The sequence below is a fragment of the Promicromonospora sp. NPDC050249 genome, from assembly GCF_040656015.1.
Classification (GTDB): Bacteria; Actinomycetota; Actinomycetes; order Actinomycetales; family Cellulomonadaceae; genus Promicromonospora.
On sequence record NZ_JBFAKY010000002.1, the window covers coordinates 262,897 to 281,406 of the forward strand.

An 18,510-nucleotide genomic window follows, 5' to 3' on the forward strand; every position below is an offset into this window, starting at 1 on the left:
GTCCCACAGACGCGGGCGAGAACGGGGTTGTGTTCTTGACAGGCCCCAGATCGAACACAACCCCGTTCTCGATCGGCCGTTAGACCTCCGGGCCTGTCGACCCGCCGTAGGTCGCGATCTTGTACTCCGTGGCGGCCAGCGAGAGCGTCAGCTCCCGGATCCGCCGCCGGATGGTGTCCCGGTGCTCCAGCAGGATGTCGAGGCGCTCGGGCTCGGTCTGCTCCCCGGCGTCGACCAGCGCGATGTAGTGCTGCAGGTCCCGCATGGGCATACCCGAGAGCCGCATCCGCGTGAGGAACACCAGGCGGCGGATCGCGGCGGCGTCGTACACACGGTGGCCCGCGGAGTCGCGGCCGACCTCGACCAGCCCTGCCCGCTCGTAGTAGCGCAGCGTGTGCGGCGAGACGTCGAGGTGGGCTGCGGCCTCGGCGATGGACATCGGCTCGGTCGACGCGTCCAGGTCAGCCAGGGCGTGGATCACCTCGACCGACGGCGCGCCGTCCTCCCCCAGCGCCGCCAGCGCCCGCGACATCAGCTCGTCCATCGCCATGCCCGCCACCCTAGATCGGCACGGTCAGAACGCGCGCACGGCGGCGGGCACACCCGGGAAGTCCGCCGACGCGCTGGCGCCCGCCCACTTCTCGACGTCGTCGAGCGCCTCCGTGTAGACGCGCCGGAGGTTGCGTACCGCCTCGGCGCCGAGCGGCAGCCGCAGCGGCGCGTCGAAGGCGCCGAGCACGTCGCGGATGACGGCGGCGCCACGCTCCGGGTCGCCCTCCTGGATGCCGTCGGCGTCGGCCATGTTGGCGCGCACCGCCCCGGTCACCGCCGCGTAGGACGGGTCCTGGGCCGCCGTCACGAGCACCTCCGGCGCGTTGAACTCCGTACGGAACCGGCTGGGCTCCACGATCAGCACCCTGATCCCGAACGGGGCGACCTCGCCCGCGAGCGCCTCGGACCAGCCCTCCAGCGCGAACTTTCCGGCCGAGTAGCTGCCGACCGCCGGGAACGACATGCGCCCGCCCTGGCTGCTCATCTGCACGATCGCACCCGAGCCGCGCTCCCGCAGGTGCGGCAGGACGGCGCGCACGTAGGCCGCCGGGCCGAACAGGTGCTGGTCGAGCATGTCCCGCAGCCGGTCGTCGGTGATCTCCTCGGCCGCTCCGACCTGGCCGGCGCCGGCGTTGTTGACGAGCACGTCGATCCGCCCGAACTCGTCGAGCGCCCGCTGCACGACGGCGGCCGCGGCGTCCGTGTCGCGCACGTCGTGCTCCACGGCGAGCAGCCGGTCGCCGTACCGGGCCCGGAGCGCGTCGAACCGGCCGGTCCGCCGGGCGGTCCCGACCACCCGCTCACCGGCGCGCAGCGCGGTCTCGGCGAGCGCAAGGCCGAGGCCCGAACTGGCGCCGGTGATGAGCCACGTCTTCTCGCTGGTCTTCTCGCTGTTCGTCATGCCGGGGACGCTAGGCCTTCGAGCGCGCTCGAAGGCAAGCACCCTCGCTGACGTCGTAGCGTGGAGACCATGAACCAGTGCGCGTACGAGGTGCAGCCATGAGCCGGATCCTGGTCACCGGCTCCGCGGACGGACTGGGCCGCACGGCGGCCGACACCCTTCTCTCGCAGGGGCACGAGGTGGTGGTGCACGCCCGGAACCCGGGCCGTGCCGCGGACCTGAGCGACCTCGTCGACCGGGGTGCGCACGTCGTGGTGGGCGACTTCGCCGACCGGGACGCCGTGCGCGCCATCGCCGCCGAGCTGGCGGACGCCGCCCCGCTGGACGCCGTCGTGCACAACGCCGGGGTGTGGAGCGGGCGCGCCGTCATGCCGGTGAACGTCGTCGCCCCGTACCTCCTCACGGCCCTGCTGCCCGGGCCTCGCCGCCTGGTGTATCTCAGCAGCGGTTCGCACTTCAGCGGCCGCCCCGTGCTGGACGGCGTCGACTGGTCGGGCCGCACGCCGGGCTCGTACGGCGACAGCAAGCTCTTCGTCACCGCCCTGGCCGCCGCCGTGGCACGCCTGCGCCCCGGCGTGCCGAGCAACGCCGTCGACCCGGGCTGGGTACCGACGCGGATGGGTGGGCCGGGCGCGCCGGACGATCTCGAGCTGGGCCACCGCACCCAGGAGTGGCTGGTCACCAGCGACGACCCGGAGGCGCTCACCACCGGCGGCTACTGGTACCACCAGGAGCGCCGGGAGCCGCACGCGGCGGTTCACGACACGGCCTTCCAGGACCGGCTTCTCCAGGTGCTCGCGCAGGAAACCGGCACCTCGCTCTGACGGCGGGCCGACGCCGGTCAGCGGGGGCTTGGCCCCTGACCTGCACAGGCACAAACGCCATCGGAAGAACTCCCTACGTGGTGGAGCAACTGGCGCCGGACGGGCCCGCAAGCGTCGATCGCCCCCTGTCCGATCTCACATGCACCATCCGCGCAAGGAGCCAATGATGGCCAACGGAATCAGCGCGCTCGCCCGAGTCCCGGAGCACCTCGACGTGTTCTGGATCGAGGGCGACGGGCGCGTCACATCAAGCTGGTGGCACGACGGCCTGCCCTGGTCGGGGAAGTTCTCGCTCGGCGGATTCTTCCCGGCCGGCGCGCACGTCGCGTCGGTCAGCCGCATGCCGAACCACCTGGACCTGTTCGTCACCGGCAACGACGGCCGGGTCTACACCTCCTGGTGGCACGACGGCCAGCCCTGGTCGGGCGCCGCCGACAACTGGGCGCCGATCGGCGGGTTCTTCCCGCCCGGTGCGCCCATCACCGTCATCTCCCGCACACCCGACCACCTGGACCTGTTCGTCACCGGGAACGACGGACGGGTCTACACGTCCTGGTGGCACGAGGGCCATCCCTGGTCCGGTGTCGCCGACAACTGGACGCCGATCGGCGGGTTCTTCCCCGCCGGCGCACCCATCGCCGCCGTCGCCCGGTTCCCCAACCACCTCGACCTGTTCATCACGGGGAACGACGGGCGGGTGTACACGTCCTGGTGGCACGAGGGCCACAACTGGTCCGGGGCCGCAGACAACTGGGCGTCGATCGGCGGATTCTTCCCGCCCGGCGCGCCGCTGGCCGCACTCGCCCGGGTGCCCGACCACCTCGACGTCTTCGTCACGGGGAACGACGGGCGCGTGTACACGTCCTGGTGGCACGAGGGCCACAACTGGTCCGGCGCCGCAGACAACTGGGCATCCATCGGCGGATTCTTCCCCGCGGGCGCACCCGTCGCCGCCGTCTCCCGGACGCCGGACCACCTCGACCTGTTCATCACCGGCAACGACGGGCGGGTCTACACCTCCTGGTGGCACGAGGGCCACAACTGGTCCGGCGCCGCAGACAACTGGGGAGCCATCGGCGGATTCTTCCCCGCCGGCGCACCCATCGCCGCGGTCGCCCGGTTCCCCAACCACCTCGACCTGTTCATCACGGGAAACGACGGGCGCGTCTACTCGTCGTGGTGGCACGACGGGCACCCGTGGTCCGGCGTCGCCGACAACTGGTTCCCCATCACCGTCCCGCCTGGAGTGCGCTTCCGGATCGAACGGATCGTCGCGGACGACGTCCAGGAGGACGGCTTCCTCAGCGACGGCGACGAGCCGTACCTCGTGACCGTCGGCTTCCGCTCGCGGTTCCGGACGCCCGGCAGCACCCAGGTGTTCTGGGGCAGGGACCTGCACGAGCTCGACGACCTCGACGACGCCGGCGACTCCGTCGGCGTCCCGGCGTCGATGGGAGAGCTCTTCTTCCCCGGCATCCAGATCGTGTCGCGGGACGCGCTGATAGCCGGCACCTTCCCCGAGGTGTTCGGCGCGTTCGTCATCGCGCTGGAGAGCGACGCCACGCCGTTCGGCGAGATCCGGGACCAGATCGACAAGCTCAAGGACGCGCTGCACAACGAGCTCGCCCGGCTGGTCGAGGGCGGCCAGCTCGTGTCGAACCTCCTCGCCGAACCCGACGTGATCGCCGGCGAGGTGCGGGCGAACCTCGGGACGGCCGTGCAGAACGTCATCAGTGCGCTCAAGGTCTCGGTGTGGGAGGGCTTGAGCATCTGGCTCCAGTCCTTCACGGACCCCGACGACATCATCGGGTTCCACGCGCACGTGTTCGCGGGAGTCGACGACTCGCTCGGCCAGCTGCTCCCGGCCATGTCCAGCTCCCAGCTGAACGTGGGGCCGTACCGGCCGCAACCGATCGACGTCCTGATCTCCGGCGACGGTGCCGGCTACCGCGTGCAGGGCAACATCTCCGGCTGATCGCCGGCCGGGTCCGCGTGGGGATCCCGCTCGGGCGGGATCCCCACGCGTCATTCGCCCAGGGCCTCGAGCACCGTCGCGACGACCGCCTCAGGCGCGTCCTCCGGGACGAGGTGCCCGGCGTACGCCACGGTCCGGAGATCCCCACCGATGCGCCGCGCCAGCTCCCGCCCTCGCTCCAGCGGCACCCACGCATCCTGCTCGCCCCACAGGATCGTGACGGGGCAGCGCATCTCGTCGTAGCGGTCCTGGATCTCGTCGGTGTACTCGTCCCGCATCTGGGCGATCTGCCGGTAGAACGCCGCCTGGCCGACCTCCCCTGTCCACGGCGTGGTGTAACGCAGCATCTCCTCCTCCGACAGCGTGCGGTGCACCGCGCCCGCGACGTACGCGCGCAGGAGCGCGTCGTGGATGTAGGCAGGCAGCTCGACGAACGCCTGCTCGTGCCGGCGGGCGGTCTGCACGAACGGCGACCCGTGCGGGCTGAGCGCCACGGGATCGATCAGGGTGAGCGTCCGGTAGTCGCGCCCGTCCAGCAGATGGGTGCGCAGCGCGGTCGCCCCGCCGAAGTCGTGCGCGACCACGTCGGGGCGCTCCAGCCCCCAGTGCGTGAGCAGCCTCTCGAAGAGCCGGTTCTGCACACCGAGCGAGACGTCCTGGCCGTCCTCCTTGTGCGAGCGTCCGTAACCGACGAGGTCGTAGTAGTACACCCGGCGCCGTCGCGCGAGGAGCGGGGCGATGCGCCGCCACACGACGGAGGAGAACGGGGTGCCGTGCAGCAGCACCAGCGGTTCGCCGGCACCGATCGCGTGCCAGCGGACGGGCTGACCCTCGTACTCGAACACGCCGGGCAGCTCCCAGGAGTCGTCACTGAGCCGGTCCATGTGCCTCGATCCTTTCGTGTGGGTGTCAATTTCACCCTCGCACAGGCCTCGGGCTCGTTCAACGAAGAATCATCCGGCCAGGTCGGCGTCCTCGAGCTGCCGCACGGCCATCGCCGTCTCCACGCCGTCGTCGTGCAGCACCTGGCGCATGCGGGAGAAGTCGACGTAGGCGGCGTCGAGGGGGTGCGTCGTGAGGCGGGACATCGCGGTGGCGAACTTGGCCATCGAGCTCTTGCCCGGGAGGAAGATCGACAGCTCCTCGCGGGCCTCGAAGGTGTGCACCCCCACGTCGTCGGGCAGGGCCGCCAGCGCCTTCTCGTCCGCCTCGACGGGCACGGTCACCAGCCAGGGCGGCCCGTCGGCACCCTGCCGCTGCTCCTCGGTCCCGCGCGTCCAGCCACGCCAGGGCGTTCCGGCGACGACGGCGCCGCACGACCCGACGGTCGCGACCAGGTCGTCGACGGCGGCGGCGAGCGTGGCCTCGGCGGCCGCCCAGTCGTACCGGTCGAGCCCGGACTCGACGGTCACCAGCCGCGACACCACCGTCGCCTCCGGGACGTGCCGCAGGCGCGCCTCCGGCCGCGAGCCGACGAGCATGCGTGCGTCGCTGATCGCCTCGTCCTGCAGCTGCCGCTGGGCCGCCACCTCGGCGGCGTGCTCCCGCAGCAGCGCGGGCGCCTCTGCGGGCTCGTCGAGGGCACGCCGCACGAGCTTGACGCTCATCCCCGTGCCACGCAGGCTCGTGATCAGCATCGCCTGTTCGACCTGGTCGAACGTGTACGAGCGGTAGCCGGTCTGCGGATCGACGTCGGCCGGGACCAGCAGGCCCTCGGAGTGGTAGTAGCGCAGGGTCTGGGGCGACAGGTAGCACATCTCGCTGAAGTCGCTGATGGTGAGCATGACTCCAGGATCGAGGTTGCAGCAGCCACAAGGTCAAGCGCGGCCGGGCCGCAGGGGCTAGGCCGAGCGTGCCGTGCGGAAGGTGCGCCGGTAGGCGTCGGGCGCGACGCCCACCGCTCGCTGGAAGTGGCGGCGCAGCGTGGCCGCCGTCCCCATACCCGCAGCGGACGCGACCGTGTCGATCCCGTCGTCGGTGGACTCCAGGAGCTCCCGGGCGCGCCCGATCCGCTGCGTGAGCAGCCACTGCAGCGGCGTCGTGCCGGTGACGGCGTGGAAGTTGCGGGCCAGGTGGCGCGAGCTCATGTTCGCCTGGCGGGCGAGGTCCTCGACCGTGAGCGGCTGATCGAGCCGCTGCACGATCCAGGGCAGCAGGTCCGCGAGGGCGTGCCCGTCCCGCGCGGGCACCGGCGTCGCGACGTACTGCGCCTGGCCGCCCGGCCGGTGCGGGGGCACCACCAGGCGACGCGCGACCACGTTGGCGATCGCCGACCCGTGGTCGCGGCGGACCATGTGCAGCGACAGGTCCATCGCCGCGGCCTTGCCGGCCGACGTCAGGACGGTGCCCTCGTCGACGTAGAGCACGCTGGGATCGACCGTCACCCGGGGATAGCGGGTGGCGAGGTCCTGCGCGTGGGCCCAGTGCGTGGTCGCCCGCCGCCCGTCCAGCAGTCCCGCGGCGGCCAGGACGAACGCGCCCGTGCACAGGGACGCGACGCGTGCGCCGGCCCGGTGGGCCGCGCGGACGGCCTCGACGAGGTCGCCCGGCGGCGCCTGGTCGACGTCGGCCACGGCGGGCACGATCACCGTCTCCGCCTGTGCCAGCCGGTCGAGCCCGTGGTCCGGCTCGATCATGAAGTGCCCCGCCCGCACGGTGTGCGACCCGCACACGGCGACGTCGTACCAGGGGCCGGGGACGGCGTCCGGCGCGGAACCGAAGACCTCGAAGGCGATGGCCAGCTCGAAGTGGAGCATCCCGTCGGTGGCGGCGATCGCGACGGAGCGTGGTGCGGGCGTCATGTCCGAAAGTGTACGCATCATGTCGTTCTGGACACTGGGCAGCGGCCGGAGCCCGCGACAGGATCGTCCACATGACGACGAACCTGAACGTGGCAGTCTTCGGGGCCTACGGGCACACCGGACGCTTTGTGGTCGCCGAGCTGCTGGGGCGGGGGTACGTCCCGGTCCTGATCGGTCGGGACCCCGCGAAGCTCTCGGCACTCTCCTCGGCACTGCCGGGTCTCGAGAGCCGCCAGGCCTCCGCCGACGACCCCGCCTCGCTCGACCGGGCGCTCGCCGGCGCGGCCGCCGTGATCAACTGCGCGGGGCCGTTCGCGGCGACCGCCGCCCCGGTGGTCGAGGCGGCGCTCCGGGCGGGGATCCCATACGTGGACGTCGCGGCCGAGATCGAGGCCAACGTCGACACGTTCGAGCACTTCGGGGAGCGCGCTCGCGAGGCGGGCACCGTCGTGGTCCCGGCGATGGCCTTCTTCGGCGGGCTGGGCGACCTGCTCGTGACGGTAGCGGCGGGCGACTGGACGGCGGCCGACGAGGTGCACGTCGCCTACGGCCTCAGCAGCTGGCACCCGACGGCGGGCACGCTCGCCGCGGGCACGGTCTCGGACGGCCGCCGCGGCGGCCGCGGGGTCCGCTTCACCCAGGGGCGGCTGCAGTACCACGACGACGCACGCCCGACCCTTCGGTGGCCGTTCCCGGAACCGCTGGGACCCCAGCGGGTCATCGGTGAGTTCACCATGGCCGACGTCGTCACCGTCCCGAGCCACCTGGTGGTCCCCGAGGTGACGACCTACATGACCGCGGTCGCCGCCGCGGACCTCGCCGCACCGGACGCCGCCGCCCCGGCGGCCGTGGACGACCGGGGCCGGTCCGCACAGACCTTCGTCGTCGACGTCGTCGTCCGCTCCGGCGGGGCGGAACGCCGGCTGACCGCGTCCGGCCAGGACATCTACGCCATCAGCGCCCCGCTCGCGGTGGAAGCCGTCGACCGCATCCTCACCGGGCGGGCCCGGAGCACCGGTGTCGTCTCGGCCGGAGCGGCCTTCGACGCCGCCGACTTCCTGCGCGCGCTGGCCCCGCACCTCACGGTGGGAGCGCCGCTCGACGCCGTGTGACCGTCAGGGCACCCGGAACGTCAGGGCACACGGAACGTCAGGGCACACGGAACGTCACCGTCCGCACCGGGTTGTCGAACTCGGTGGTGCGCAGCGACACCTGCACCTCCCACTCGCCCCCGGTCGGCAGCACCACCTCGCCGGCGTAGACACCCGGAGCGAGCGAGGCGACCTGCACCTCTCCGAGATCCACCTCGCCGGACCTCAGGCTGAGCCGCGGCGCCTCGTAGCCCTCGGCGGGCTCCCCGAGGGCGTCGGTCATCGTGATGGTGAGGGTGGCCGGACCGACGGCCGGCGGATCCAGGGCGATCCGCGCCGAGATCTGGCCCAGCACCACGTCCTCCCCTGCGGTCGCCGCCGACTCCTCGACGGAGGTGGCGGCCGTCTCGGGGCTCCGGTCCACCAGGAAGCCGGTGACCAGCAGGACGACGACCAGCACCCCCGCCTCCGCGAGCGCCGTCCGAACCAGCGGCGTGGCGGGGAAGCCCCGGTCGCGCTGCTTGGTACCCGGCTTGGTACTCGGCTTGGTGCCGGGGCGTGGCGCCGTGCGGAGGCGTGGCAGCAGGGCGAACCTGTTCCACGCCGCGATGGCGACGGCGACCAGCGCGGCGAGGACCTTCACGAGGAGGAGGGCCCCGTAGCCGGAGTCGAGGAGCGCGTCCCAGGACCCGGCGATCCGCCAGGCCAGGAACGTCCCGGCGACCACGAGCACCGCGAGCAGCCCCGCGGCCCAGGCCGAGAACCTGCCGAGCACGACGGCGCCGGAGTCTCCGCGCGCGAGGTCCCCGAGCACGAGGGCGATCGCCACGAGGCCGCCGAGCCACATCGTTCCCGCGGCCAGGTGCAGCACGTCCACGCCGACCACCAGGGCCTCGGGCGTGGCGGCTCGCGTGTGCCCGGTGAACGCGGGCGCGGTGACCGCGAGCACGCTGCCGGCCAGCACGAGGGTGGCCCTCGCCCGGCCGGGGGCGGCGGACGCCGGGAGCGCCCCGGCGGCCAGCGCGAGCCCCGCGACGACGACCGCGGGGACGGCGTACTCGCCGGGCGCGAGCGCCGACCAGGTGGAGCCCTCGGTGATCGCCGAGGCCGGCACGCCGAGCTGGTACAGCGCGACCAGCGGCACGGCCAGCCCCCAGCCGAGCGCCGCGACACCGGCCGCCACCCGCGCGACCGGCCGGAGCCGCGCGCGCGAGCGGTCGGCGCCGCCGTCGCGCGGCAGGAACAGGACGGTGAAGGCCGCCACCCCGGCGGCCACGAGGAGGCCCACGTAGCCGAGCCCGCGGACCAGGCCGAGGGCGAAGGGCGCGTCGGTGCCCGCGTCGGCGTCGGCGGACGGCACGTCCACCACGTCGCTGGGGGCACCGACGGAGAAGCTCAGGGAGCCGCCGATCGGGTGCCCGTCCTCCGACACGAGGCGCCAGACGACCACCAGCGTGCCCTCGCCGACCTCCTCGTCGAGGTCCACGAAGAGCTCCGACCCGCGCACCGAGGCCGAGGAGGCGACCTCCTCCCCGGTCGCGTCGAACACCTTGATCCCGGTCGGGACGCCGATCACGGACTCGTTGAAGCCGAACGTGATCCGCTCGGGGGCGGTCTCCAGCACCGCGCCGTGCGCCGGGTCGGTGCGCACGAGGGTCGCGTGGGCGGAGGCGCTGACTGCCGGGCCGAGCAGCAGCGCGCAGACGACGGCGAGCAGGAGCAGCCAGCTGCCGCTGCGCCGCCCCACGCCCCGGGACGTCATGGGCGTCGCCGACGGCGCAGCAGGACCGCCCCGCCCGCCAGGACGCCCGCGACCAGGACGCCCGCCGCACCGTAGGCGATCAGGGGGTTCCGCGCGTCGGCGTCCGCGGCGCCGCCGGCGACCTCGGTCCCGGCGGGCGCGCTGGGCGAGGCGGCGTCCGCCGTCTCCGTCGGTGCCTCGGTACCGGGACTCGCACTCGCCTCGGCATCAGCATCGGCGGTCTCGCTCCCCGCCCCCGGCTCGCCGGGCGTCACGACGAGGACGGGCGCCGGCCTCTCGAGCCCCTCGTGACCCTCCCCGTGCTCGGCGACCTCGGTCCAGGCCGCCTCGCCCTGCTCGCACCGCTGGATGACGGGGAAGACGAGCGTCGCGCCGTCGTCGTCGGGCAGGCGCACGGAGAACTCGACCTCTGCGTGCTCGGCGTCCGGGAGCGGCTCGTCGGTCGTCCAGGTCACGGCGTCCGCTGCCTGCTCGACCGCCCAGCGGCCGGTACCGGAGGCGGTCACGTCCGAGACGCCCTCGGGCACCCGGATGGTGATCGCCGTCGTCGCCGACCCGACGCACCCGTGGGGGATCTCGACGCGGAGGTCGGCCGTCGCGCCCGCCGCCGTGGTGGACGGGGTGATGGTCACGTGCGCCATCGCCGACGTCGTCCCGAGGGCCACGATGCCAGCGGCGGCGAGTCCGGTCAGGGTCGCGCGACGGAGGGCGGTCCTGCGATTCATGGTGACTCCTGGGTGGAGATGGTTCGCACACCAAACCAGCGGGTCGAACCGCTGTCAAGAGTGTGAACTCGATGGGCGAAAACGTAGACGACGCGTTCCGGCACACGTACGGTGGTTCATGTCACCGAACCAAGGTCGCCTCCGTGAACACGCTGCAGTGTGCGGAGCGGCCGCCACCGGAGGGAAGAAATGCCCAACATCACCGTCGAGCTGCTGGCCGGCCGCACCCTCGACCAGCGTCGCGAGTTCGCCAAGGCCGTCGCCGAGAGCGCCGTCGAGATCCTGGGCGCCCGCCGCCAGGACGTCCGCATGGTCTTCAGCGAGATCACCCCCGACATCGTCGCCAACGGCGGCGTGCTCGCCAGCGAGGACGAGAGCCGCGCGGGCGTGGTCGCCGCCCTCGCGGACGACTGACCTCGAAGAAAGTGAGACAGCGTGGGCCCGGAGGATTCGTCCTCCGGGCCCACGCTGCTTCCTACTTCAGCCTGAGCGTCACCTTGGTCTCCGCCGCGAGCGCGAGCTCACTGCCGAGGTAGGTCGACGTCAGCGTCAGGTCACCGTTCCGTGGCCGGGGCACCTCGAACCGGGCTCGACCGTTCTCTATCGCCGCAGTGAGCGTCTGCCCACCCTGGACGGCCAGCCGCACCTGGCCGGTCACCCGGACGTCGTACGGTGCGGTGAGCGACACGGTGACGACCGCCTTGTTCCCGGCGGCCTTCGCCGCCGTGATCTCCATGGTCGGCATCACCTTCTCCACCACTACCCGGACCCTCGACGACGACGCCCGGTGATCGGTGTCGCCCCCGTAGCGCAGGGTGAGGTCGTAGACCCCGGGCCGGAGCGAGGTGGCAGGCAGGACGAGGGTTCCCCGCCCGTCCGCGATGGTGGCCGTCGCGAGCTTGGTCTCGCCGTCGAACAGCTCGACCGAGCCCGTCGCCGTGTCCGGTGAGACCGCCACCGAGACCGTGCCCGCCGTGCCGTACGTGATCGGCAGGGCGACCCCGGCCACCGCCGTCACCGCCGGTGACTTCACCGTGATGGTCACCGTGGCCGCCGCGGAGAGGTCCTCCCCGTCGTCGGCCCGATAGGTGAAGACGTCCTTGCCGGAGAACCCGGCGTCGGAGGTGTAGGTGAAGGACCCGTCCGCCGCCAGCGTGACCTTGCCGTTGGCGGGCTGGGTCACCCCGGTGGCGGTGAGGACATTGCCGTCGGCGTCCGTGTCGTTGGCCAGCACACCCGGCGCCGGGAGGATGAGCGGCTGCCCGCCCACGGCGGCGTAGGCGTCGGCACCCGCCACCGGTGCCGTGTTGACCGGCGGCTGCTCACCCTCTTCGACGGTGATGGTCACGATCGTCGCCGCCGACGTCGCCGCGCCGTCGGACGCCTTGTAGGTGAAGGTGTCCGTCCCGAAGTACCCGCTGTCGGGCGTGTAGGTGAACGAACCGTCCGCCTCCAGGACGACGTCGCCGTGGGCCGGCTGCGTGAGCCCGGTAGCGGTCAGGTCGTCGCCGTCGACGTCGGTGTCGTTCGCCAGGAGACCCGGCGCCTCCACCGTGAGCGGCTCGTCCTCGACGGTGCCATAGGCATCGGCGGCGCCGACCGGGGCCACGTTGGCCGCCGGGCCGGCGGTCAGCTGGGCCACCTGCTCGGCGGTCAGCTCGTACCCGAACATCCGGAAGTCGTCGACCAGGCCGTCCCAGCGGGCGTCCGGCCAGCTGGTACCGCCGATGAGGTTGGTCGTCGTCTGCCCGCCCACGCCGATGTCACCGATGCTGACGGTGAAGTCGTTGCGCGTGGCCTGCAGCTCGCCGTCGAAGTAGATCTTCCCGACCGACCCGCTCTGGGTGAACACCACGTGCGTCCACTCGTTCAGCGGCAGGTCGTTGCCCTGGCCCAGCACCAGACGCTCCTGGGCGCTGCCCGGGGTGCCCGGCGCCTTGAACGTCGCGGCGAAGCCGGTGGCTCCGCTGGTCTGCGTGTTGGACTGGAGCAGGAAGAACGTGTCGGTGCTGCTGCCGATCTGCAGCAGCGGCACCCACGTGGGCAGGGCGTCCGGGCGGGCCCAGATCGACACGCTGAACTGGTCGTCCATGCCCGCGTCGAGGTTGTCCGGCAGCTCTACCTGGTTGCCCGTGCCCGACGCGCCGCCGGGCAGGTTGATACCCGCACCGAACCGCCCGTCAGGGGTCCAGCCCGCAGACCCGCCGAGCGTCGCCGACCCGACCGAGCTGTCCAGGCCGGTGTTGGCCGCCGTCGTGCCCTGGCCCTCGTCGAACGCGTAGTGGATCGGCGTCCCCTCGCCGGGCGGCGGTCGCTCGACCGTGTGCTTGACGGTCTGCGCGGAGTCGCGCCACCCGTCGTCGGCGAGGAAGCGGACCTCCACGTCGTGCTCACCCGGGGAGAGCGCGACGTCGGTGAACGACACCGCGCCGTCGGCCACGTCGGCCTGACCCCCGAGGCGGGAGCCGTCGACCCACAGCTCGGCGACGCCCGCGGGGGCTCCGCCGCTCGCGGCCGTGAAGGCACCAGTGACCGTGACCGGCTCGGCGAACGGCGACGGGGAGACCGGCTCGACCGTGACCGTCGTGGTCGTGGCGAGCGCGGTGCCGTCGTCGTACAGGGCCGCGATCTCGGCGTCGCCGAGGGTCGAGGAGTAGACGCGGACGTCGTCCATGAGGCCGTCGTACGCCGGGTCCGGGAAGCCGTTGCGGCCCAGCCAGTTGTTGGCCGTCGGCCCGACGTCGGTCATGTCGATCGTCAGGTCGTCGCGGGACGCGATGGGCTCGCCGTTGAGGTAGAGCGTGCCGGTCGCACCCTGGCGGGTGAACGCGACGTGGTTCCACTCGCCGGCCACGACGTCACGGGTCGGCGTGGCGTAGACCCGTTCCTGCAGAGCGGCGCCCTTGGCCTTGAACGTGGCCGCGAGGCCGGTGGCACCGGCGGCGTTGGTCTGCATCTGGATCTGGAAGAAGCTGCCCGCGTCCGCGAGGCCGTCCCCGAGGTGGAACAGACCGATCCAGTTCGCCTTGGTGTCGGGCCGCACCCAGAACGAGGTGGTGAAGTTCTCCTCGCCCTGGAGCAGGTTGTCCGGCAGGTCCGCCGCGTTGGCGTTGGCGCCGCCGGTGAGGCCGAGCGCGCCGCCGAACACGCCGTTCTCGCTCCAGCCGGTCGCGCCGGTCAGGGTGGCAGCACCCACGGCCATGTCGGTCCCGCTGTTGGCGGCCCGAGTACCGGAGCCCTCCTCGAACTCGTAGTGCACGGGGACGTCGGAGGCGCCGGGGTCGGAGCCCACGATCACCAGGTCGTCGATCATGACGCCCGCGCCGGAGTCCCCGGCGGTGATGGTCAGGTCCTGCGACCGTGCGCCGGCCACGAAGGTGCCGACGTACTTGCCGAACTTGCTCTGCGACGAAAGGTCCGGAGCCGCCGACAGGGTCGCCGACAGGTCGCCGATCGAGAGGTCTGCCGTGCCGGGTGCTGTACCGGCGGACCGGCTGTCGCGGGCGTAGCGCAGCGAGAGGCGGTACTCACGGCCCGGGTCGAGACCCTGGACCGTGCGCGTCAGGCTGCCCTCGCTGCCCATACCGAGGTGGTAGCCGGTGCCGCCGAGGCCGCCCTGGCTGGAGGCCGCGGCGCGGACCAGCTGGACCTCGCTGTCGACCTCCCACGGGGACATCCGGCCGTTGCCGGGCTCGACGTCCACCACTGCCGGCGGGTTGGCGGAGCGCCACTCGGCCGGGATGCGCGGGTACTCGAGCTGGTCGACCAGGTGCGGGGCCCGGGCGTCCATCTCGACCGTCGGGTCGATCTGGACGATGTCGGCCACCGAGGGCGTGCCGTCCTCGTCGAACACGAAGAGCATGTATGCACCGGGCGGGGCGTAGGTGCCGTCGACCGGCGTCTCGATGGTGAGGTTGCCGCCCTCCTGGGCGAACGCCAGGTCCTGGAAGTTCTGGTCGTTGTTGAACCCGTGCGTCACCGACCCGTTGCGGACCAGCGTGACCCGGGAGACCCCGGCGTCGGCCTGCACGTCGAAGGTGCCGTCGTAGCCCACCTTCTTCGGGACGCCCGTGACCTCCGGACGCGCCGCCGGCTGGTTGCCGTCGAACAGGTAGGCCGGGGAGTAGAACTCCACGTCCGTGTAGTTGCGCGGGCCCGGCGTGCCGCCGCCGCCCACCATCAGGCGACCGTCCGGCAGGAGCAGCGCGGTCGAGTGGTAGAGGCGGGCGTGCTCGTAGGGCACGTCCACCACCGTCCACCTGCCGGTGTCGGGGTTCCAGATCTCGGCGGTGGTGACGTAGCCACCGTTGCCGTTGTTGTCCCGCGAGCCGCCGGTGACGATCACGTTGCCGTCGGGCAGCACGGTCGAGGTGGCCCAGTGGCGCTGGTGCCTCATCGGCTCGGTCGCCTCGACCACCGGGGCGTCGGTGCCGCCGGTGATGTCGACGGTGAAGCCTGCGCGAGCACCGGCCGGTCCCCCGCCGTTGGCCCACCAGCCGCCGCCCACCTGCAGGATCTTGCCGGGGCGGTACATGGTCGCCGTCGACGTGGCGCCGACCGGGTTGCCGAGGCCGCCCTGGTTGGCGACGTCCGCCGGCAGGGTGCCCCGGAGGATGACCTCGCCGTCGCCCGATGGATCGAGCTCGTACATCTGCGTGCCGGTGATGTTGAAGACGTTGCCACTGCCCGGCGCGACGAACGCGCGCGGGTACCACCAGCGGTTCTCGTCGGGCCCGTTGCCGTTCCCGCCGTCGCCGTACGCCGCGGCGCTGGTGGCGCCCTCCAGGAGCTTCCAGGAGCTGCCCTCGTCCGGCGTGTAGATCTCCGGGGTCAGCACGCCGGGGCCGCCGGGGCCACCCTCGAGGCTGCCGCCCTGCACGACGACGGAGCCGTCGGGCAGCGTGGTCCCCGTGGGGTACCAGCGCGGGAAGTTCATCGGGGCCTCGGTGCGCAGGCCCTGGTTCGTCGTGTAGCTCGTGACACCGAGCGACCCGTCGTTGGGCGCGTTGCCGCCCAGGCTGTCGTCACCGCCGACCGTCATCGTGGCCCGCCGGTGCGGCATCTGGACCTGCATCGAGCAGAACAGGTCGGTGTAGGTCGAGTTCGTGACGACGTTGTCGCTCACGTTCGCGGTGGTGCGCGGCTCAGCGGGGTCCCAGACGTCGATCTCCATCTGGCCGCCCTGCGTGACGCACGAGTTGCCGCCGAAGTCGTAGGGCGTGCCGTCGGTGCAGCCCGACGAGACGCTGCCGAACGACTGGACCTTGCCGTCGGACGTCAGCGCCGCGTTGATCGGGACCAGCGGCCAGGGCGTGACGCCGCTCCAGGCGCCCTGCTCGGACTTGTCCGGCGGCGAGCAGTCTGCGGGCAGCAGGCCCGCGGAGTAGGCCAGGCCGTTCTTCATCTGCGTGCGGATCGGCGCCTCGGCGTACGCGGTGCCCTCGTGGCCCATCCCCGAGTACCACGACCGGCCCTCGTCGATCTCCTGGCACCAGGTGATCGGGTGGTCCGTGCCGTTGTTGCCGCCGCCGTACGACGACTCGTCGGCGTTGAGCAGGGTGCGCACGTGAGGGGCCGGGTTGACCAGCCAGTCGTACCACTCGTCGCTGCGCGTGAAGTCGGCGGGCAGCCCCTGGGTGAGCGGGTGCGCGGCGTCCGTGACGACCACGCGGCCGGGGCGGACCGCCGGGTTCTCCGGGTGCCCTTCGGACATCGCGCCGACGAGCCGGGCGTAGAACGGGTTCACGTCGTGCTCGCTCTGCCCGACCGACCAGCCGGCGTAGTGCATGCCCATGTACCCGCCGCCGCCGCGGATGTAGGCCTCGAGCGCCGCGCGCTGGGCCACGTTGAACAGCACGCCGCCCGTCTGCGCGAAGACCACCGTGTCCTTGGTCGCGAGGTTCTCCGTGGTGAAGGCGGCGGGGTCCTCGGTCTCCTGGATCTCGACCGGCTGGTCGTACTCGGTGCCCAGCTGCGTGGCGAGGTCGCGCACGGCCTGGCGGGCCTGGACGTGGGAGGCGTGGAAGTTGGGCTTGTAGAACAGCAGGACCCGCAGCACGCCGTCGTCGACGGAGCCGACCGCGGCCTGCGCGGACGTGTCGGGGGCGGCCTGCGCGACGCCGCTCCCGAGGGGTACGGCCACCGCGAGGGCGGCCAGCATGGCCGCCAGGCGCGCGGGCGCCCGGCGGGGGCGGCGCCCGGGGCGCCGCAGGTCAGGTCTGCGTAGCAGGTTCATCGTTGAATCCCTTTTCGCACGGGGTTGTGAGGGGGTATGACGGCGACCCGGGCGGCCGGCCCGTGCAGGGCCGGCCGCCCGGACCGCGGCGGACGGTCAGCGCAGCTCTGCGATGACCGTCTTGAGCTCGGTGTAGTCGTCGAGGCCGAACGACCCCAGCTCGCGGCCCCAGCCGGACTGCTTGAAGCCGCCCCGCGGGAGGGTGACGTCGTCCGCGTGCCAGGTGTTGAGCCAGACCGTGCCCGCCCGGAGCCTGCCGCCGACCCGGTGGGCGGTGCCGATGTCCTTCGACCACACGCCCGCGGCGAGGCCGTAGACCGTGTTGTTGGCGGCCGCGACCACCTCGTCCTCGCTGTCGAACGGGATGGCGGTGATGACGGGGCCGAAGATCTCGTCGGTCTGGACCGCCATCTGCTCGGTGACGTCGGTGATGAGGGTCGGCGAGAAGAAGTAGCCGCGGTCGGCGGCCGACTCCGGGCTGCCCGCGGCGAGCGTCGCGCCGTCGGCGACCGCTCCGCGGACGTAGCCCATGACCTTCTCGTGCTGCTCCTGCGAGACGAGCGGCCCCATGGTGGTCGCCGGGTCGAACGCGTCGCCGACCTTGATGGCCTTGGCCGCCGCGGCGACGCCCTCGATCACCTGGTCGAACACCTCGCGCTGGACGTACAGGCGCGAGCCGTTGACGCAGCACTGGCCCTCGTTGAAGTAGCCGGCCAGCGCTGCGCCGGCGATCGCGGCGTCCAGGTCGGCGTCCGCGAAGATGATGTTGGGCGCCTTGCCGCCGAGCTCCAGCGACACCTTCTTGAGGTTCTTCGAGGCGCCGGCGGCAATCTTCTTGCCCACCTCGGTGCTACCGGTGAAGGCGACCTTGTCGACACCGGGGTGGTCGACCAGGGCCGCGCCGGCGTCCCCGAACCCGGGCAGGATGTTGACGACACCGGCCGGGACGCCGGCCTCCAGCAGCAGCTCGCCGAGCCGGAGCGCGGTGAGCGGCGTCTGCTCGGCGGGCTTGAGCACCACCGTGTTGCCCGCCGTGATGGACGGGATGATCTTGAAGGCCGCCATGGTGAGCGGGAAGTTCCACGGCACGATGCCCGCGACGACGCCGATCGCCTCGCGGCGCGTGTAGGCGTGGAAGTCGCGGCCGGGCACCGACATCGGGATCGTCGTGCCCTCCATCTTGGTGGCCCAGCCCGCGAAGTAGCGGAACAGCTCGGCGGCCACGCCGACGTCGCCGCGGGCGGACGCGAGGCTCTTCCCGTTGTCGAGCGACTCGAGCTGCGCGAACTCCTCGGTGCGCTCGTCGATCATGTCGCCGATGCGCCACAGCAGGTGCGAGCGGTCGCGCGGCGTCATCCTCGACCACGGGGAGCCGTGCTCGAAGGCGTTGCGGGCGGCCGTCACCGCGCGGTCGGCATCGACGGCGGAGGCCTGGGCGACCTGGACGAGCACGTCCTCGGTCGCGGGGTTGACCGTCGCAAAGGTCTGGCCATCCTTGGCGTCCACCCATTCGCCGTCGATCAGCAGCTGCCTGGGCGAGGAGAGGAACGAGGAGACGGCGGGCAGGAGCTGGGGATTCTCGGACATGAGAGCCTTCCGTGGTTTCTAGGGTTCGAGGACGTTCGTGGGACTGAGGCAGGGGCG

The 18,510-nt window shown here is 72.5% G+C and carries 13 protein-coding genes; 4 read left to right on the top strand and 9 right to left on the bottom strand.

Annotated elements, in window-relative coordinates; genetic code table 11:
• Window positions 1-79 precede the first annotated feature (79 nt).
• On the bottom strand, window positions 80-550 hold the full coding sequence (locus AB0I32_RS02755; RefSeq protein WP_357502588.1) for a MerR family transcriptional regulator: 471 nt from the start codon (window positions 548-550) through the stop codon (window positions 80-82).
• A 24-nt stretch (window positions 551-574) separates the two neighbouring features.
• Window positions 575-1,453 (bottom strand): SDR family NAD(P)-dependent oxidoreductase, encoded by an 879-nt coding sequence (locus AB0I32_RS02760; protein ID WP_357502590.1) that lies wholly within the window; start codon window positions 1,451-1,453, stop codon window positions 575-577.
• A 98-nt stretch (window positions 1,454-1,551) separates the two neighbouring features.
• Here AB0I32_RS02760 and AB0I32_RS02765 point away from each other — a divergent pair, with 98 nt between their 5' ends.
• On the top strand, window positions 1,552-2,277 hold the full coding sequence (locus AB0I32_RS02765; protein WP_357502592.1) for an SDR family NAD(P)-dependent oxidoreductase: 726 nt from the start codon (window positions 1,552-1,554) through the stop codon (window positions 2,275-2,277).
• Between the two features lie 166 nt (window positions 2,278-2,443).
• Complete coding sequence (locus tag AB0I32_RS02770; RefSeq protein WP_357502595.1) at window positions 2,444-4,252, top strand: hypothetical protein; 1,809 nt, start codon at window positions 2,444-2,446, stop codon at window positions 4,250-4,252.
• A 50-nt stretch (window positions 4,253-4,302) separates the two neighbouring features.
• Here AB0I32_RS02770 and AB0I32_RS02775 read toward each other — a convergent pair whose 3' ends face one another.
• The 3 genes from AB0I32_RS02775 to AB0I32_RS02785 all read right to left on the bottom strand — a co-directional run bounded on the left by AB0I32_RS02775 (window position 4,303) and on the right by AB0I32_RS02785 (window position 7,053).
• On the bottom strand, window positions 4,303-5,136 hold the full coding sequence (locus tag AB0I32_RS02775; RefSeq protein ID WP_357502597.1) for an alpha/beta hydrolase: 834 nt from the start codon (window positions 5,134-5,136) through the stop codon (window positions 4,303-4,305).
• A 69-nt stretch (window positions 5,137-5,205) separates the two neighbouring features.
• The gene (locus AB0I32_RS02780; RefSeq protein WP_357502599.1) at window positions 5,206-6,036 is read right to left on the bottom strand and encodes a MerR family transcriptional regulator; all 831 of its coding nucleotides are present in this window, start codon (window positions 6,034-6,036) and stop codon (window positions 5,206-5,208) included.
• 57 nt (window positions 6,037-6,093) lie between these two features.
• Window positions 6,094-7,053 carry a helix-turn-helix domain-containing protein gene (locus AB0I32_RS02785; protein ID WP_357502601.1) on the bottom strand — a complete coding sequence of 320 codons (960 nt, stop codon included), beginning with the start codon at window positions 7,051-7,053 and terminating at the stop codon, window positions 6,094-6,096.
• Between the two features lie 71 nt (window positions 7,054-7,124).
• On the opposite strand from AB0I32_RS02785, the gene AB0I32_RS02790 reads away from it, so the two are divergent.
• Window positions 7,125-8,165 (top strand): saccharopine dehydrogenase NADP-binding domain-containing protein, encoded by a 1,041-nt coding sequence (locus AB0I32_RS02790; RefSeq protein ID WP_357502603.1) that lies wholly within the window; start codon window positions 7,125-7,127, stop codon window positions 8,163-8,165.
• A gap of 37 nt (window positions 8,166-8,202) precedes the next feature.
• Here the strand turns inward: AB0I32_RS02790 and AB0I32_RS02795 are convergent, their stop codons facing one another.
• Window positions 8,203-9,906 (bottom strand): CopD family protein, encoded by a 1,704-nt coding sequence (locus tag AB0I32_RS02795; protein WP_357502605.1) that lies wholly within the window; start codon window positions 9,904-9,906, stop codon window positions 8,203-8,205.
• Window positions 9,903-10,631, bottom strand: a complete 729-nt coding sequence (locus AB0I32_RS02800) for a YcnI family protein (protein WP_357502607.1) — start codon at window positions 10,629-10,631, stop codon at window positions 9,903-9,905. Before AB0I32_RS02800 ends, AB0I32_RS02795 begins: the two co-directional genes overlap by 4 nt.
• A gap of 189 nt (window positions 10,632-10,820) precedes the next feature.
• Here AB0I32_RS02800 and AB0I32_RS02805 point away from each other — a divergent pair, with 189 nt between their 5' ends.
• Window positions 10,821-11,045, top strand: a complete 225-nt coding sequence (locus AB0I32_RS02805) for a tautomerase family protein (protein ID WP_357502609.1) — start codon at window positions 10,821-10,823, stop codon at window positions 11,043-11,045.
• A 61-nt stretch (window positions 11,046-11,106) separates the two neighbouring features.
• Here AB0I32_RS02805 and AB0I32_RS02810 read toward each other — a convergent pair whose 3' ends face one another.
• Window positions 11,107-16,866: a LamG-like jellyroll fold domain-containing protein gene (locus AB0I32_RS02810; protein WP_357502611.1), complete on the bottom strand. Its 5,760-nt coding sequence runs from the start codon at window positions 16,864-16,866 to the stop codon at window positions 11,107-11,109.
• 96 nt (window positions 16,867-16,962) lie between these two features.
• The gene (locus AB0I32_RS02815; RefSeq protein ID WP_357502613.1) at window positions 16,963-18,453 is read right to left on the bottom strand and encodes an aldehyde dehydrogenase family protein; all 1,491 of its coding nucleotides are present in this window, start codon (window positions 18,451-18,453) and stop codon (window positions 16,963-16,965) included.
• Window positions 18,454-18,510 lie beyond the last annotated feature (57 nt).

What these genes read in the sequence shown, in the direction of transcription:
- AB0I32_RS02760 (WP_357502590.1), bottom strand. Translation starts at nt 1,453, where the DNA reads ATGACGAACAGCGAGAAGACCAGCGAGAAGACGTGGCTCATCACCGGC.
- AB0I32_RS02780 (WP_357502599.1), bottom strand. Translation starts at nt 6,036, where the DNA reads ATGCTCACCATCAGCGACTTCAGCGAGATGTGCTACCTGTCGCCCCAG.
- AB0I32_RS02815 (WP_357502613.1), bottom strand. Translation starts at nt 18,453, where the DNA reads ATGTCCGAGAATCCCCAGCTCCTGCCCGCCGTCTCCTCGTTCCTCTCC.
- AB0I32_RS02775 (WP_357502597.1), bottom strand. Translation starts at nt 5,136, where the DNA reads ATGGACCGGCTCAGTGACGACTCCTGGGAGCTGCCCGGCGTGTTCGAG.
- AB0I32_RS02755 (WP_357502588.1), bottom strand. Translation starts at nt 550, where the DNA reads ATGGCGATGGACGAGCTGATGTCGCGGGCGCTGGCGGCGCTGGGGGAG.
- AB0I32_RS02795 (WP_357502605.1), bottom strand. Translation starts at nt 9,906, where the DNA reads ATGACGTCCCGGGGCGTGGGGCGGCGCAGCGGCAGCTGGCTGCTCCTG.
- AB0I32_RS02800 (WP_357502607.1), bottom strand. Translation starts at nt 10,631, where the DNA reads ATGAATCGCAGGACCGCCCTCCGTCGCGCGACCCTGACCGGACTCGCC.
- AB0I32_RS02810 (WP_357502611.1), bottom strand. Translation starts at nt 16,866, where the DNA reads ATGAACCTGCTACGCAGACCTGACCTGCGGCGCCCCGGGCGCCGCCCC.
- AB0I32_RS02790 (WP_357502603.1), top strand. Translation starts at nt 7,125, where the DNA reads ATGACGACGAACCTGAACGTGGCAGTCTTCGGGGCCTACGGGCACACC.
- AB0I32_RS02805 (WP_357502609.1), top strand. Translation starts at nt 10,821, where the DNA reads ATGCCCAACATCACCGTCGAGCTGCTGGCCGGCCGCACCCTCGACCAG.
- AB0I32_RS02765 (WP_357502592.1), top strand. Translation starts at nt 1,552, where the DNA reads ATGAGCCGGATCCTGGTCACCGGCTCCGCGGACGGACTGGGCCGCACG.
- AB0I32_RS02785 (WP_357502601.1), bottom strand. Translation starts at nt 7,053, where the DNA reads ATGACGCCCGCACCACGCTCCGTCGCGATCGCCGCCACCGACGGGATG.
- AB0I32_RS02770 (WP_357502595.1), top strand. Translation starts at nt 2,444, where the DNA reads ATGGCCAACGGAATCAGCGCGCTCGCCCGAGTCCCGGAGCACCTCGAC.